The organism is Corallococcus interemptor (assembly GCF_003668875.1).
Classification (GTDB): domain Bacteria; phylum Myxococcota; class Myxococcia; order Myxococcales; family Myxococcaceae; genus Corallococcus; species Corallococcus interemptor.
Window position 1 is genome coordinate 81622 of sequence record NZ_RAWM01000012.1, and the last position, 17981, is coordinate 99602.

At 71.6% G+C, this 17981-nt stretch carries 1 protein-coding gene (running past one end of the window); it reads left to right on the top strand.

The genetic code is table 11. The annotated features are described in order from the left end of the window. Positions 1–17939 carry the 3' portion of a non-ribosomal peptide synthetase gene (locus D7X96_RS07105; RefSeq protein ID WP_158626560.1) on the top strand. It extends 13549 nt beyond the left edge of the window, so 17939 of the gene's 31488 nt are visible here — the last part of the coding sequence; its start codon lies off the left edge, out of view; its stop codon occupies positions 17937–17939. Positions 17940–17981 lie beyond the last annotated feature (42 nt).

Below are 17981 nucleotides of genomic sequence, written 5' to 3' on the forward strand. Positions count from 1 at the left end.
ACGGCGCGAAGCTCGCCGTGTTCCCGCCGCGCGCGCCCACCCTGGACGAACTGGGCCAGGTCATCGCACGCGAGGGCGTGAGCACGCTGTGGCTCACCGCCGGCCTCTTCCACCAGATGGTGGACGGCAACCTGGACGGCCTGCGTCCCGTGCGCCAGCTGCTGGCGGGTGGTGACGTGCTGTCCCCCGCGCACGTGCTGCGCGTGATGGAGCAGCTGCCGGGCTGCCGCGTCATCAACGGCTACGGCCCCACGGAGAACACGACGTTCACCGCGTGCTACCCGGTGGAGAACGCAAGCGCGCTGGGCATCTCCGTGCCCATCGGCCGGCCCATCAACGGCACGCGCGTGCACGTCCTCAACGCGTCCCTGGAGCCTGTGCCCCTGGGCGCCCCCGGCGAGCTGTTCGCGGGCGGCGACGGCCTGGCGCACGGCTACCTGAACCAGCCGGAGTTGACGGCGGAGAAGTTCATCCCGGATCCCTTCAGCACCGTGCCGGGCGCGCGCCTGTACCGCACCGGCGACCAGGTCCGCTTCCGCGCGGATGGCTCGCTGGAGTTCCTGGGCCGCATCGACCAGCAGGTGAAGGTGCGCGGCTTCCGCATCGAGCCGGGAGAGATTGAAACGGCGCTGCGCGGACACCCGTCCGTGCTCGACGTCACCGTCGCCGTGCAGGAGGTCGCGGGCGAGAAGGCCCTGGTGGCCTACGTCGTCACGGAGGAGGGCGCGGAGCCGCTGGGCGTGGACACGATGCGTTCGTTCCTCCACGACAAGCTTCCCGCGTACATGGTGCCCACGGCACTCATGGCGCTGGACGCGCTGCCCCTCACGCCCAACGGCAAGGTGGACCGCCGCGCGCTGCCCGTGCCCGGCAGCGAGCGTCCGCAGATGTCCACGGAGTACGCCGCTCCTCGCACCATGGAGGAGACCGCGCTGTGCGAGGTCTGGGCTGAGGTGCTGGGCGTGGAGCGCGTCGGTATCGACGACAGCTTCTACGACCTGGGCGGTGACTCCATCCGCAGCATCCAGCTCATCGCGAAGCTGCGTGAGCGCGGGCTGGATCTGCCCATGGTGGAGCTGCTGCGCCAGCCCACCATCCGCGCGCTGGGGAACCTGGTGCACGCGGCGCCGTCGAAGGCGGCGGCGCAGGCCGTCCCGGGCTCGGAGCCGTTCAGCCTGCTGTCCGACGCGGACCGCGCGCGCCTGCCCTCCGACGTGGAGGACGCGTACCCGGTGGCCGTGCTCCAGGCCGGCATGCTCTTCCAGAGCGAGCTGGACCAAGCGTCCGGCATGTACCACGACGCCACCAGCTACCACCTGGAGATGGCGCTGGATGAGGCGAAGATGCGCCAGCTGCTGGCCGAGCTGGCCCGCCGCCACGCCATCCTGCGCACGTCGTTCGACCTCACCGGTTACGAGCAGCCGTTGCAGTTCGTGCACCGCGAGGCCCAGGTGCCGCTGGAGCTCCACGACGTGCGCCACGTGCCCGCCGCCGAGCAGGACGCGCTGCTGCGCAGGCTCGTGGAAGCGGACCGCTGCCGTCCGTTCGACTGGAGCCGCGCGCCGCTGCTGCGCTTCGCGATCTACCGGCGCACGGAGAAGACGCTCCAGTTCTCGCTCATCTTCCACCACGCCATCCTGGATGGTTGGAGCCTCGCGACGCTGCTGTCGGAGCTGTTCCGCGGCTACGTGAACCTGCTGCGCGGCACGCCGGCCCCGGAGGCGGCGCCGCTGGCCGTCACCTACCGCCAGTTCGTCGCGCTGGAGCACCAGTCGCTCACCTCCGGTGAGGGCGAGCGGTTCTGGAAGTCGCGCCTCGCGGAAGTGGACCGTCCGGCCCCCCGCGCGCCGCTGCCCGCGGGCCAGGAGCCGGTGCTGAGCATGCGGCAGGTGGACGTGCCCGCCGCGCTCCAGGAAGGCCTGCAGCGCGTGGCGCAGGCGGCCAACGTGCCGCTGAAGACCGTGCTGCTGGCGGCGCACCTGCGCGTGCGCGCGCTCATGGAGGGACAGCGCTCGGTGGTGACGGGCGTGGTCTCCAACGGCCGTCCGGAGACGGCCGACAGTGAGCGCATGGTGGGCCTGTTCCTCAACAGCATCCCGTTCCCGGTGACGCTGGAGGACGGCTCGTGGCTGGACCTGGTGCGCCAGGTGTCCAAGGCGGACGGCGACATCTGGCCGCACCGCCGCTACCCCATGGGCCGGTTGCAGCAGCAGCTGGGTGGCCAGCGGCTGTTCGAGACCATCTTCAACTTCGTCCACTTCCACGTGGCCGGAGGCCTGTCGCAGCTCGAAGGCGTGCGCCTGCTGGAAGAGACCCCGTCCACCGCGTGGATGGAGCTTCCCCTCAGCACGCTGTTCCTCCAGCGCCCGGACACCGGCGCGCTGATGCTCGTGCTGCGCACCAACGGCACGCAGCGTGACGCGGACCAGACGGAGGCGCTGGCGGGCTACTACTTCCGCGCCCTCGAAGCGATGGCCGCCAACCCGCACGCACGCCACGAGCACGCGCGGCTGCTGCCGGACGTGGAGCGCCAGAAGCTGCTGGTGGAGTGGAACGCCACGAACGCAACGCCCGCGAGCGACACCTGCGTGCATGAGCGCTTCGCCCTCCACGCGGCCCGCACGCCGGACGCAGTGGCGGTGGTCTGCGACGACGGCCAGCTCACCTACGGCGAGCTGAACCGCCGGGCCAACCAGCTGGCGCACTGGCTGCGCGCGCGCGGCGTGGGCCCGGATGCTCGCGTGGGCCTGCTCACCGAGCGCACCCCGGACGCCATCGTCGGCATGCTGGGCATCCTCAAGGCCGGCGGCGCGTACGTGCCGCTTGATCCGTCGCATCCGCCGGAGCGCCTGCGCACGGTGCTGGAGGACGCGTCGGCTTCGCTCGTCGTGACCCAGGCCTCGCTCGCCGCGAACGTGGCGGACGCGGTCCAGGGACACGTGTGCCTGGACTCCGACGCCGCGATGCTTGCTCGCGAGCGTGAGGACAACCCGGCGCGGCCAGGCGACGCGAGCTCGCTGGCCTACGTCATCTTCACGTCCGGCTCCACGGGCCGGCCCAAGGGCGTGGCCATCGAGCACCGTCAGCTCAACCACTACGTGGAGGGCGTGACGCTCCGGCTGGAGCTGCCGCCCGCGGCGAGCTTCGCGTCCGTGTCCACGCTGGCCGCGGACCTGGGCCACACCGCCGTCTTCCCGACGCTGAGCGGCGGCGGCACGCTGCACCTCATCTCCCGCGACCGCGCGTCCGACCCGGCCGCGCTGGGCGACTACTTCCAGCGCCACGCGGTGGACTGCCTGAAGATCGTCCCCTCGCACCTGACGGCGCTCCTGTCGTCGCCGTCGCCCGAGCGCGTCCTGCCTCGCAAGCGGCTGGTGCTGGGTGGCGAAGCGTCCGATCCGGCGCTCGTGGCGCGCGTGCACGCGCTGGTGCCCGGCCTGGAGGTCTTCAACCACTACGGCCCCACGGAGACGACGGTCGGTGTGCTGACGTGGAAGGTGGAGCGCGGCACGCAGCTGTCGGCCACGGCCTCCGTGCCGCTGGGCCGTCCGCTGCCCAACGCGCGCATGTACGTGCTGGACGCGGCGCTGCAGCCCGTCCCCGTGGGCGTGCCCGGTGAGCTCTTCATCGGCGGCGCGGGCGTGGCCCGTGGCTACCTGGGCCGGCCGGACCTGACGATGGAGCGCTTCCTCGCGGATCCGTTCCACGCGGAGCCGGGCGCGCGCGTGTACCGCACGGGCGACCGCGTCCGGTACCTGCCGGACGGCGCGCTGGAGTTCCTGGGCCGCGTCGACTTCCAGGTGAAGGTGCGCGGCTTCCGCATCGAGCTGCCGGAGATTGAAGCCGCGATGAGCGGCCTGCCCGGCGTGGCGGAGGTCGTCGTGCTGGCGCGCGAGGACGTGCCGGGCGACAAGCGCCTGGTGGCCTACGTCGTCGCGGTGCCCGGCCACACGCTGGAGGCCGGGGCGCTGCGCCAGGGCCTGAAGTCGCGGCTGCCGGACTACATGGTCCCGTCCGCGTTCGTCATGCTGGACGCGCTGCCCCTCACGCCCAACGGCAAGGTGGACCGCCGCGCGCTGCCCGCGCCGGAGAAGGAGACCGAAGCCGGCCGCGCCCACGTGGCCCCGCGCACTCCCACCGAGGAGCTGATCGCGGGCCTGTGGTCCAAGCTGCTCGGCGTGGAGCGCGTGGGTGTGAAGGACGACTTCTTCGCGCTCGGCGGCCACTCGCTGCTGGCGACGCAGATGATCTCCCGCATCCGGAGTGCGTTCCGCGTGGAGCTGCCCCTGCGCGCGCTCTTCGAGGCGACGACGGTGGAGACGCTGTCGGCCCGCGTGGACGAGGCCGTCCGCCAGGGCTTCGGCCTGGAGGCGCCGGCCATCGTGCCGCTGTCTCGCGAGCAGACGCTGCCGCTGTCGTTCGCGCAGCAGCGCCTGTGGTTCCTGGACCAGCTGGAGCCGGACAGCGCGTTCTACAACATCGCCGCGCCGGTGATGCTGGACGGCACGCTGGAGGTCGCTCCGCTGGAGCAGGCCTTCACGGAGCTGGTGCGCCGGCACGAAGTCCTGCGCACCACCTTCCGCGCGGAGGGTGGCAACCCGGTGCAGGTCGTCCACCCGGCGGCCCCCGTGCCGCTGCCGCTCGTGGACCTCACGCACCTGCCGGAGGCCGAGCGTGAAGCCAAGGCTCAGCGTCTGGCGGATGAAGACGCCGGCAGGCCGTTCAACCTGGCCACGGGCCCGCTGCTGCGCGCCACGCTGGTGCGCATCTCCGACGTGCGCCACATGCTGCTGCTCACGGTGCACCACATCGTGTCCGACGGCTGGTCGCGCGGCGTGCTCGTGCGCGAAGTGGCCGCGCTCTACGAGTCCTTCCGCCAGGGCAAGCCGTCGCCGCTTCCGGAGCTGCCGGTGCAGTACGCGGACTACTCGGGCTGGCAGCGCGGCTGGCTCCAGGGCGACGTGCTGAAGAAGCAGGTCGGTTACTGGAAGCAGCAGCTGTCCGGCGCGCCCTCCGCGCTGGAGCTGCCCACGGACTTCCCGCGCCCGGCGGTCCAGACGTACCGCGGTGAGACGCTGCCCTTCACGCTGCCGCGCGAGCTGTCGGATGCGCTGCGCGCGCTGGCGCTGAAGGAAGGCGTCACGCCGTACATGCTGCTGCTCACCGCGTGGCAGGTGCTGCTGGCGCGCCACGCGGGCCAGGACGACGTCACGGTGGGTTCGCCCGTGGCCGGCCGTGGCCGCATGGAGACCGAAGGCCTCATCGGCTTCTTCATCAACACGCTCGTGCTGCGCACGCGGCTGGAAGGGGACCCCTCGTTCCGCCAGGTGCTCGCGCGGGTGCGGGAGTCGGTGCTGGGCGCGCACGCGCACCAGGAAGTGCCCTTCGAGAAGCTGGTGGAGGAGCTGCAGCCGGTGCGCGACACCAGCCGCTCTCCGCTCTTCCAGGTGTGGTTCGTGCTGCACCAGGAGCTGGCGGCGAAGCTGTCCGTGCCGGGCCTCACCCTGAGCGCCTACGAGGCGGAGGCGCGCACCGCGAAGTTCGACCTGGCCCTGTCCATGCTGGACGCGGCGGACGGCTTCGTGGGCCGCCTGGAGTACAACTCCGACCTGTTCGCCCGCGCGACCGCTGAGCGGATGATGGCGCGCCTGCACGTGCTGCTCTCCGGCATCGTCGCGAAGCCCGAGGCGCCCGTGGGCGAGCTGCCCCTGCTGTCCGCCGAGGAGCGGCACCAGGTGCTGGTGGGCTGGAACAGCGTCCGCGCGGAGCTGCCGCGCGAGGCGACCATCCACTCGCTCATCGAAGCGCACGCGGAGGCCACGCCGGACGCGGTGGCGCTCGTGTACGAGGACCAGTCGCTCACGTACGCGGAGCTGGACGTGAAGGCGAACCAGCTGGCGCACCACCTGCGCCGCCGGTACGTCGGACGCGAAGTGCGCGTGGCGCTCTGCCTGGAGCGCTCGCTGGAGCTCGTGGTGGGCATGCTCGGCATCCTCAAGGCCGGCGGCGCGTTCATCCCGTTGGATCCGTCGTACCCCGTGGAACGGCTCGACTACATGCTGTCGGACTCGGGCGCGCCGGTGCTGGTGACGCAGGAGTCGCTGATGGACTCGCTGCCCACCGACGGCCGCCTGACCATCCAGCTGGACATGGACGTGGACGCCATCGAGCGGATGCCGGAAGAGGCCCCGCGCTCGGGCACGTCCGCGCACAACCTGGCGTACGTCATCTACACGTCCGGCTCCACGGGCCGTCCCAAGGGCACGCTGCTCCAGCACCAGGGCCTGGTGAACACGGCCCTGCGCGCAGCCGCGGCGAAGCAGGTGGGACCGGGCAGCCGCGTGTTGCAGTACGCGGCGTCCAGCTTCGATGCCAGCGTCTGGGAGATCTTCAGCACCCTGGCCGCGGGCGCCACGCTTGTGCTCGCGCCGCGCGACCGGCTGATGCCGGACGAGCCCCTGCGCACGCTGCTGAAGGAGCAGGGCATCACCACCGCCACCCTGACGCCGTCGGTGCTCTCGCAGCTGAGCACGGAAGGGCTGGAGGGCCTGCGCAGCGTCGTGTCCGCCGGTGAAGCGCTGAGCGTGGAGCTGGCGCGCAAGTGGGGCGCCGGGCGCCTGATGATCAACGCCTACGGCCCCACGGAGGCCACGGTCTGCGCGACGCTGACCGAAGGCGGCGTGAACCCGGAGCGCATCACCATTGGCAGGCCGTGGGCGAACGCGCAGGTCTACGTCCTGGACGCGTCTCGGCGTCCGGTGCCCGTGGGCGTGGCCGGTGAGCTGTACATCGGCGGCGTGGCGCTGGCGCGCGGCTACCAGGGCCGGGCGGACCTGACGGCGGAGAAGTTCGTGCCGCATCCGTTCAGCCAGGAGCCGGGCGCGCGCCTGTACCGCACGGGTGACCGCGTGCGGTGGCTTGCGAACGGCGAGCTGGAGTACCTGGGCCGCATCGACTTCCAGGTGAAGGTGCGCGGCTTCCGCATCGAGCTGGGCGAGGTCGAATCCGTGCTGCTGCACCACACGGACATCCGTGAGGCGGCGGTGGTGGTGCGCGAGGACGTGCCGGGCGACAAGCGCCTGGTGGCCTACGTCGTCGCGCAGGAGGACACGGAGCTGGACGTCGCGGAGCTGCGCCGTCACCTGAAGGGCGAGGTGCCGGAGTACATGGTGCCGTCCGCCTTCGTGGTGCTGGAGGCGCTGCCCATGACGCCCGCCGGCAAGGTGGACCGCAAGGCGCTGCCCGCGCCGTCCGACTCGCGCACGGAGCGCAGCGAGGCGGAGTTCGCCGCGCCGCGCACGCCGACGGAGGAGATGCTCGCCACGGTCTGGACGGAGATCCTGGACGTGAAGCGGGTAGGGGTGCGCGACAACTTCTTCGACCTGGGCGGGCACTCGCTGCTGGCCACGCAGGTCGCCTCGCGCATCCGCGAGGCGTTCGGCGTGGAGCTGCCGCTGCGCGCGCTCTTCGAAGCGCCCACCATCGCGGACCTGGCCCAGCGCGTGGACCAGTCCGTGCGTTCGGAGCAGGGACTCCAGGCGCCGCCCATCGTGCCGCTGCCGCGCGAGGGCTCGCTGCCGCTGGGGCTGGCCCAGCAGCGCCTGTGGTTCCTGGACCAGATGGAGCCGGACAGCGCGTTCTACAACATCGTGCTGCCCGTCCGTCTGGAGGGTGAGCTGGACCTGGGCGTGCTGGAGCGGACCTTCACGGAGCTGGTGCGCCGCCACGAATCGCTGCGCACCACCTTCCACGCGGAAGGCGACCAGCCCGTGCAGCGCATCCACGCGCCCGCGCCGGCTTCGCTCAACGTCGTGGACCTGAGCGGCCTGCCGGAGGCGGAGCGCGAGGCCGAGGCGAAGCGCCTGGCCGACGCGGAGACCAACCGCGGCTTCAAGCTGGACACGGGCCCGCTCATGCGCGCCCTCATCCTGCGCATGTCCCAGACGGAGCACGTGCTGCTCCTGTCGCTGCACCACATCATCACGGACGGCTGGTCCATGAGCCTGCTCGTCCGGGAGATCGCCGCCATCTACGCGGCCTTCCGCGAGGACAAGCCGTCGCCCCTGCCGGAGCTGCCGGTGCAGTACGCGGATTACGCCGGCTGGCAGCGCGACTGGCTGCGCAGCGACGTGATGGGCAAGCACGTGGAGTACTGGCGGCAGCAGCTGTCCGGCGCGCCCTCCGCGCTGGAGCTGCCCACGGACTTCCCGCGCCCGGCGGTGATGACGTACTCGGGCGGCGGCGTGGCGGTGCAGGTGCCGCAGGCGCTGTCGCAGCGGATCAAGGCGCTGTGCCGCGAGAAGGGCGTGACGCCGTTCATGTTCCTGCTGGCGGCATGGCAGGTGCTCCTGGCGCGCCACGCGGGCCAGGACGACGTGAGCGTGGGCTCGCCGGCCGCGGGCCGCGGGCACTCGTCCACGGAGGGCATCATCGGCTTCTTCGTCAACACGCTGGTGCTGCGCGCGAAGCTGGACGGCAACCCGTCCTTCCGCGACCTGCTGACCCAGGTGCGTGACACGGTGCTGTCCGCGCACGTCCACCAGGAGGTGCCCTTCGAGAAGCTGGTGGAGGAGCTGCACCCGGTGCGCGACACCAGCCGCTCGCCGCTCTTCCAGGCCATGTTCGTGCTCCAGGCGGAGGAGCTGTCCGGCCAGGTGTCCGTGGCCGGCCTCACCCTGAAGACGTTCGAAGCGGAAGCGCGCACGGCGAAGTTCGACATGTCCCTGTCGCTGGCGGACGCGTCCGAGGGCTTCCTGGGCCGGCTCGCGTACAACTCCGACCTGTACTCCCGCGTCACCGCCGAGCGGCTGGTGCAGCACTTCGTGATGATGCTGGAAGGCATCGCCACGGACCTGGATCAGCGCGTGATGGCGCTGCCCCTGATGACGGAGGACGAGGCGCGGCAGGAACTGGTCGTGTGGAACGACACCCGCGTGGACTTCCCGCGCGAGGCCTGCATCCAGTCGTTCCTCGAGGCGCATGCCCGCGCCACGCCGGACGCCGTGGCGCTCGTCTACGAGGACACGTCGCTCACGTTCGCGCAGCTGGACGCGAAGGCGAACCAGCTGGCGCACCACCTGCGCACGATGGGCGTCGCGCCGGAAGTGCGCGTGGCGCTCTGCCTGGACCGCTCGCTGGACCTGGTGGTCGGCATGCTGGGCGTGCTCAAGGCCGGCGGCGCGTTCGTGCCGCTCGACCCGGCGTACCCCATCGACCGGCTCGACTACATGCTGGAGGACAGCGGCGCCACGGTGCTCGTGACGCGCGGCGAGCCCATGCCGGGCCTCCACGCGGAGGACCGCGTCGGGCTGCACCTGGATGACGTCCGCGACGTCCTCCAGGCCCTGCCCACCACGGCGCCGTCCGTGACCCTGACCTCCGCCAACCTGGCGTACGTCATCTACACGTCCGGCTCCACGGGCCGTCCCAAGGGCACGCTGCTCCAGCACCAGGGCCTGGTGAACACGGCCCTGCAGGCGGGCCGCGCGCACCGCTACGCGCCGGGCAGCCGCGTGCTGCAGTACGCGGCGTCCAGCTTCGACGCGAGCGTGTGCGAGGTGTTCGGCACGCTCGTGGCCGGAGCCACGCTGGTGCTCGCGCCGCGCGACCGGCTGCTGCCGGACGAACCGCTGCGCACGCTACTCCAGGAGCAGCGCATCACCGCCGTCACCCTGACCCCGTCGGTGCTGGCGCAGCTGGGCACGGAAGGGCTGGAGGGCCTGCGCACCGTCATCTCCGCCGGCGAGGCGCTGAGCGTGGAGCTGGCGCGCAAGTGGGGCGAAGGGCGCTTGATGATCAACGCCTACGGCCCCACGGAGGCCACCGTCTGCGCGACGCTGACCGAAGGCGGCGCGAACCCGGAGCGGCTGACCATTGGCCGCCCGTGGGCGAACGTGCAGGTGTACGTGCTGGATGACGCGCTCCGGCCGCAGCCGGCGGGCGTCCCGGGCGAGCTGTACGTGGCGGGCGCGGGCCTGGCGCGTGGCTACCAGGGCCGGCCGGACCTGACGGCGGAGCGGTTCATCCCCAACCCGTTCAGCGAGGAACCCGGCGCGCGGCTCTACCGCACGGGTGACCGCGTGCGGTGGACGTCCTCGGGCGAGGTGGAGTACCTGGGCCGCATCGACTCCCAGGTGAAGGTGCGCGGCTTCCGCATCGAGCTGGGCGAAGTCGAATCCGTGCTGCTGCACCACGCGGAGGTGCGTGAGGCGGCGGTGGTGGTGCGCGAGGATGCTCCGGGCGACAAGCGCCTGGTGGCGTACGTCGTGCCCCAGGCCGCGGGCACGCTGGACGCGGTGGAGCTGCGCCGCCACCTGAAGAGCGAGGTGCCGGAGTACATGGTGCCCTCCGCCTTCGTGGTGCTGGAGGCACTGCCGCTGACGCCCGCCGGCAAGATCGACCGCAAGGCCCTGCCCGCACCGACGGGCGAGGTGGCTCGCACGCGCACCTTCGTGGCCGCGCGCACGCCGACGGAAGAACTGCTGGCGGCCCTCTTCGCGCAGCTGCTCAACGTGGAGCGCGTGGGCGTGGAGGACCACTTCTTCGAGATGGGTGGCCACTCGCTCATGGCCACGCGGCTGGCGTCGCGCATCCGCGAGGCCTTCGACGTGGAGCTGCCGCTGCGCACGCTCTTCGAGGCGCCCACGGTGACGGACCTGGCCCGGCGCGTGGACGCGCTGGTGGCGCAGGGCAGGGGAGTCAAGGCACCGCCGCTCGTGGCCCTGCCGCGCGCGGAGCGGATGCCGCTGTCGTTCGCCCAGCAGCGCCTGTGGTTCCTCAACCAGCTGGAGCCGGACAGCGCCTTCTACAACCTGCCGCTGCCGGTGCGGCTGGAAGGGACGCTGGACGTGTCCGCGCTGGAGCGCGCGTTCACGGAGCTGGTGCGCCGCCACGAATCGCTGCGCACCACGTTCCCCATGCGTGACGGCCAGCCCGCGCAGGTCGTCCACCCGGCGGCGACGGTGTCGCTGCCGGTGGTGGACCTGTCCGCTCAGCCCGAGGCCGTCCGCGAGGCGGAGGCCCAGCGGCAGGCCAACCAAGAAGCGCAGCGTCCGTTCCACCTGGCGAACGGCCCGCTGTTGCGCGTGAAGCTGCTCAAGCTGGAGGCCCAGCGGCACGTGCTGCTCGCGACGATGCACCACATCGTCTCCGACGGCTGGTCCATGGGCGTGCTGGTGCGGGAGATGGCGGCCCTCTACGAGGCCTTCGCCTCCGGCCGCGCGCCGTCCCTGCCGGAGCTGCCGGTGCAGTACGCGGACTACGCGGGCTGGCAGCGCGGCTGGCTGCAGGGTGACGTGCTGGCCCAGCAGATGGCGTACTGGAAGCAGCAGCTGACCGGCGCGCCCGCCGCGCTGGAGCTGCCCACGGACCGCCCGCGTCCGGCCGTGCAGACGTACCGGGGCGCCAGCGTGAACCTGCGCGTGGGCAAGCCGGTGACGGACACGCTGAAGGCCCTGGCCCTGAAGGAGGGCGCCACGCCCTTCATGGTGCTCCTGGCCGCGTGGCAGGTGCTGCTCGCGCGCTACTCCGGTCAGGACGACGTGAGCGTGGGCACGCCCATCGCGGGCCGTGGCCGCACGGAGACGGAAGGCCTCATCGGCTTCTTCGTCAACACGCTGGTCCTGCGCACGAAGCTGGAGGGCAACCCGTCCTTCCGCGCGCTGCTGGCCCAGGTGAAGGAGACGACGCTGGGCGCGTACGCGCACCAGGAAGTGCCGTTCGAGAAGCTGGTGGAGGAGCTGGCGCCCACGCGCGACACCAGCCGCACGCCGCTGTTCCAGGTGCTGCTGTCGTTCCAGAACGCGCCGGTGCCGGAGCTGGAGGTCAAGGGCCTCACGCTGCGCGCCGTCCCGCTGGAGCACGCCACCGCGCAGTTCGACCTGAACATGACCCTGTCGGAGGTGGACGGCGAGCTGCGCGGAGCCATGGAGTACAACTCCGACCTGTTCGACGCCGGCACCGCCACCCGGATGCTGGAGCACCTGCGCGTCCTGCTGGAAGGCGTTGCATCCCAGCCGGACGTGCCCGTGCAGCGCCTGCCGCTGCTCACGGACGGCGAGCGCAAGCAGTTGCTGGAGACGTGGAACGACACGCGGGCCGACTTCCCGCGCGACGCCTGCATCCACCAGCGCTTCGAGGCGCAGGTGGCCCGCACTCCGGACGCCATCGCCGCGACCTTCGAGGGTGAGACGCTCACGTACCGGCAGCTGGACGCGAAGGCCAACCAGCTGGCGCACCACCTGCGCCGGCTGGGCGTGGGCCCCGAGGTGAAGGTCGCCCTGTGCCTGGAGCGCTCGCTGGAGATGGTCATCGCCGTGATGGGCGTGCTCAAGGCCGGCGGCGCGTACGTGCCGCTCGACCCGAAGTACCCGCTGGATCGCCTGTCCTTCATGCTGGAGGACACGCAGGTTCCGGTGGTGCTCACGCAGGACTCGCTGGCGGATGAGCTGCCCGTCACCACCCAGCAGCTGATCAGCCTGGATGGCGACTGGAAGCGCACCATCTCCCGCGAGCGCGAGGACGCGCCCGTGACGGCGGTGACGGCCGGCAACCTGGCGTACGTCATCTACACGTCCGGTTCGACGGGCAAGCCCAAGGGCGTGGCCATCGAACACCGCGGCGTGTCCAACTACCTGACGTGGTGCTTGTCCGCGTACGGGCTGGACACGGGCGCGGGCGCGCCGGTGCACTCGTCGCTCGCGTTCGACCTCACGGTCACCAGCATGATCGCGCCGCTGGTCGCGGGCCGGGGCGTGGTGATGGTGTCCGAGGCCCGGGGCGTGGAAGGCCTGGCGGACGTGCTGCGCGAAGGCACGGGCTTCAGCCTGGTGAAGCTGACGCCCAGCCACCTGCGTCTGTTGTCCGACCTGCTGGGCGCGGACGCGGCGGCGGGGCGCACGGGCGCCTTCGTCATCGGCGGCGAGGCGCTGTTCTCCGAAGAGCTGGCGTTCTGGCGCAAGCACGCGCCGGCCACGCGGCTCATCAACGAGTACGGCCCCACGGAGACGGTGGTGGGCTGCTCGGTGCACGTCGTGGCTCCGGAGGATTCCGCCTCCGGCGCGGTGCGCATCGGCAAGCCGCTGCCCAACACGCGGATGTACGTGCTGGATGCGCAGCTGCAGCCCGTGCCGGTGGGCGTGCCGGGTGAGCTGTACATCGGCGGCGTGCAGGTGGGCCGCGGCTACCTGGGCCGCCCGGAGCTCACGGCGGAGAAGTTCGTCCCGGATGCGTTCAGCACCGACGCCGGCGCGCGGCTGTACCGCTCCGGCGACCTGGCCCGCTGGCGCGCCGACGGCACGCTGGAATACCTGGGCCGCGTCGACCACCAGGTGAAGGTGCGCGGCTACCGCATCGAGCTGGGGGAGATCGAGTCCGCCCTCATGGGCGCCTACGGTGTCCGCGAGTCCGTCGTCGTCGTCCGCGAGGACGTGGCCGGCGACAAGCGGCTCGTCGCCTACGTCGCGGGTGACGTGGAGTCCCTGGATCGCAAGGGCCTGCGCGAGCACCTGGAGCGCACGCTGCCGGAGTACATGGTGCCGTCCGCCTTCGTGGTGATGGAGGCGCTGCCTGTCACCTCCAACGGCAAGGTGGACCGCAAGGCGCTGCCCGTCCCCAGCGACGAGCGCGCGCAGGACGAAGCGTTCATCGCGCCGCGCACCCCGACGGAGCAGCTGCTCGCCGGTGCGTGGGGCGAGCTGCTCAACGTGGACCGCGTGGGCGCGACGGACGACTTCTTCGAGCTGGGTGGGCACTCGCTGCTGGCCACGCAGGTGCTGTCGCGCGTCCGGAGCATCTTCCGGATCGACCTGCAGCTGCGGGACGTCTTCAACGCGCCCACGGTGCAGAAGCTGTCCGTCCTCATCGACCAGGCGCTCCAGGCCGGCGCGGGCACCCAGGCGCCCGCCATCGTGCCGCTGCCTCGCGAAGGCCGCCTGCCGCTGTCGTTCGCGCAGCAGCGCCTGTGGTTCCTGCACCAGCTGGACGCGAACAGCCCGGCCTACAACGTGCCCATGGTCCTTCGCCTGAAGGGCTCGCTGGACGTGACGGCGCTGGAGCAGAGCTTCACGGAGCTGGTGCGCCGCCACGAATCGCTGCGCACGTCGTTCCACCTGGACAACGGCCAGGCCACGCAGGTCATCCACCCGGCGGTGTCGCTGCCGCTCCCGGTGGTGGACCTCTCCGACATCCCGGACCCCGAGCGCCATGACGAGGCCCGCCGGCTCGCGGATGAAGAAGCGGTGCACCCGTTCCAGCTGGCCACCGGCCCGCTCTTGCGCGTGAAGCTGCTCAAGCTGGATGAGAAGGAGCACATCCTCCTGCTCGTCATGCACCACATCGTGTCCGACGGCTGGTCGATGGGCGTGCTGGTGCGGGAGATGGCCGCGTCCTACGAGGCCTTCTCCAACGGCGGCACGCCGTCCCTGCCGCAGCTGCCGGTGCAGTACGCGGACTACGCGGGCTGGCAGCGCGGCTGGCTCCAGGGCGAGGTGCTGGAGAAGCAGCTCGGCTACTGGAAGCAGCAGCTGACCGGCGCGCCCTCCGCGCTGGAGCTGCCCACGGACCGTCCGCGTCCGGCGGTGCAGACGTCGCACGGCTCCAGCGTCCCGGTGAAGGTCGGCCGGGAGCTGACGGAGACGCTGAAGGCCCTGGCGCTGAAGGAGGGCACCACGCCCTTCATGGTCCTGCTGGCCGCGTGGCAGACGCTGCTGTCTCGCTACTCCGGCCAGGATGACATCAGCGTGGGTACGCCCATCGCGGGCCGCCAGCGCGCGGAGACGGAGGGCCTCATCGGCTTCTTCGTCAACACGCTGGTCCTGCGCACGAAGCTGGACGGCGATCCGACCTTCCGCGAGCTCTTGGGCCGCGTGCGTGAGACGACGCTGGGCGCGTACGCGCACCAGGAAGTCCCGTTCGAGAAGCTGGTGGAGGAGCTGGCGCCCACGCGCGACACCAGCCGCACGCCGCTGTTCCAGGTGTCCATGACGCTGCAGAACGCGCCGGAGGGGTCGTTCAACCTGACCGGCCTCGTCCTGGAAGGCGTGGAGGTGGAGCACCGCACCGCGAAGTTCGACCTGTCGCTGGGCCTCACGGAGACGGCGAACGGCATCGAGGGCGGGCTCGAGTTCAACACCGACCTGTTCGACGCGAGCACCGCCGAGCGGCTGGCCCGTCACCTGGGCGTGCTGCTGGAGGGCATCGGGGCGAACCCTGACGCGCGGCTGCACCAGCTGCCGCTGCTCACGGAAGGCGACCGCAAGCAGGTGGTGGCGGGCTGGAACACCCAAGAGCGCTTCGCTGTGGAGGCATGCCTGCAGACGCTCTTCGAGCGTCAGGCGGCGCGCACCCCGGACGCCATCGCGGTCACCTACGCCGAGCAGCGCATCACGTACCGCGAGCTGGACGCGCGGGCGAACCAGCTGGCGCACCACCTGCGCACGCTGGGCGTGGGGCCGGAGGTCCTGGTGGGCCTCGCGGTGGAGCGTTCGCTGGAGCTGATGGTGGGCCTGCTGGCCATCCTCAAGGCCGGCGGCGCGTACCTGCCCATGGATCCGGCGTACCCGCGCGAGCGCCTGGAGTTCATGGTGGAGGACGCGCGCGTGCCGGTGGTGCTCACCCAGCAGCACCTGCTGGACGTGGTGCCGTCCGGCGCGGCGAAGCGCCTGTGCCTGGATGCCGATGCGTCGCAGTGGGCCTCCGCGCCCACGACGACGCCGGTCAGTGGCGTGGCGCCGCATCACCTGGCGTACGTCATCTACACGTCCGGCTCCACGGGCAGGCCCAAGGGCGCGCAGATTGAGCACGCCCAGGTGGTCCGCCTCTTCGACGGCACGAAGCACTGGTTCGACTTCGGCACGAAGGACGTGTGGACGCTGTTCCACTCGTACGCGTTCGACTTCTCCGTCTGGGAGATGTGGGGCGCGCTCCTGTACGGCGGCAAGCTGGTGGTGGTGCCGTATGAAGTCAGCCGCACGCCCGCGGACTTCCACGCGCTGCTCAAGCGCGAGGGCGTCACGGTGCTCAACCAGACGCCGTCCGCGTTCCGTCAGCTGATCCAGCACGAGGAGCGCACGGGCGACCACGAGGGCCTGTCCCTGCGCACCGTCGTCTTCGGCGGCGAGGCGCTGGAGTTCGGCAGCCTGAGGCCGTGGTACGCGCGCCACGCGGACAACGCGCCGGTGCTCGTCAACATGTACGGCATCACCGAGACGACCGTCCACGTGACCTACCGCGCACTCAAGGCGGCGGACGCGGAGGGCGGGCGCGGCAGCGAGGTGGGCGTCGCGATTCCGGACCTCCAGGTGTACGTGCTGGATGCGCACGGACAGCCGGTGCCTCCGGGCGTCACGGGTGAGATGTACGTGGGCGGCGACGGCCTGGGCCGCGGCTACCTGGGCCGTCCGGAGCTGACCGCGCAGCGCTTCATCCCGGATCCGTTCAGCACGCGGCCCGGGGCGCGGCTCTACCGCTCCGGCGACCTGGCGCGGTGGCGTCCCGACGGCACGCTGGAGTACCTGGGCCGTGCGGACTTCCAGGTGAAGGTGCGCGGCTTCCGCATCGAGCTGGGCGAAATCGAAGCGGGCCTGCTGTCGCACCCGAGCGTGCGCGAGGCCGTGGTGCTGGTGCGCGAGGACGTGCCGGGCGACAAGCGCCTGGTGGCGTACCTGGTGGGCGCGCCGGGCCAGACGGTGGCGGGCCCCCAGGAGCTGCGCGAGCAGCTGCGGCGCACGCTGCCGGAGTACATGGTGCCGTCCGCCTTCGTGCCAATGGAGTCGCTGCCGCTCACGTCCAACGGCAAGGTGGACCGCCGCGCGCTGCCCGCTCCGGACACGACGCGCGCGGAGGCCTCCACGCTGGTGGTGGCGCGCACGCCGCTGCAGCTGCAGCTGGTGCGCGTCTGGGAGGAGACGCTGGGGATGTCGCCCATTGGCATCCGCGACGACTTCTTCGACCTGGGCGGCCACTCCATGCTGGCGGTGCAGCTGATGGGCCGCATCCAGCAGCTCACTGGCAAGAACCTGCCCCTGGCGTCGCTGTTCCAGGCGTCGACGGTGGAGCAGCTGGCCGCGTTGCTGGAGGCGGATTCACGCGCCTGGTCGCCGCTGGTGGCGCTGAAGCCGGAGGGGACGAAGCCTCCGCTCTTCGCCATCCACCCGGCGGGCGGCGGCGTCCTCTGCTACGTGGACCTGGCGCGCGAGCTGGACGCGGATCAGCCGTGCTACGGCCTGCAGGCCCGGGGCACCGAGGGCGAGGAGCCCCTGGGCACCGTGGCGGAGATGGCCGCGCTGTACCTGGCGTCCGTGCGCGAGGTGCAGCCGCACGGGCCCTACCACCTGGCGGGCTGGTCGCTGGGCGGCATCATCGCCTTCGAGATGGCGCGGCAGCTGCGCGCCATGGGCGAAGAGGTGGCGCTGCTGGCGAGCATCGACGCGTACACCGTGCAGCACATGGTGCCGGACAAGACGCCGGAGCAGGTCCTGGAGGACATGCTCACCTCCGAGCTCACCATGATGCTGGCGGCCACCACGGGCCGCGACCCGATGGAGCTGCGCGAGCGCATCTCGAAGATGACGCAGGCGGAGCGCGTGAACTACTTCTACGAAGTGGGCAGCCAGGGCGACACGCAGATCGCCGACGTGGGCGTGGAGCGCGTGCGCAACCTGTACCGGGTGTTCGAGTCCACCTCGCGCGCCTTCACGCAGTACGACGCGAAGCCGCTCGACGGGAAGCTCGTGCTGCTGCGCGCCAGCCAGCGTCCGGACACGCGTGAGCACACCGGCTGGGAGGACCTCGTCACCGGCGGCGTGGAGGTCGTGGACATGCCGGGCACGCACATGACGATGATGCGCAAGCCGCTGATCACCAACGTGGCGCGCGAGCTCCAGTCCCGCATCGTCACGCACACGACGCCGGTGGACGACGTGAAGAAAAAGATTGGGTAGCTGGCGGCGGGGCAGGGGAGCGGGCGTGGCGCGGGCTTCGGG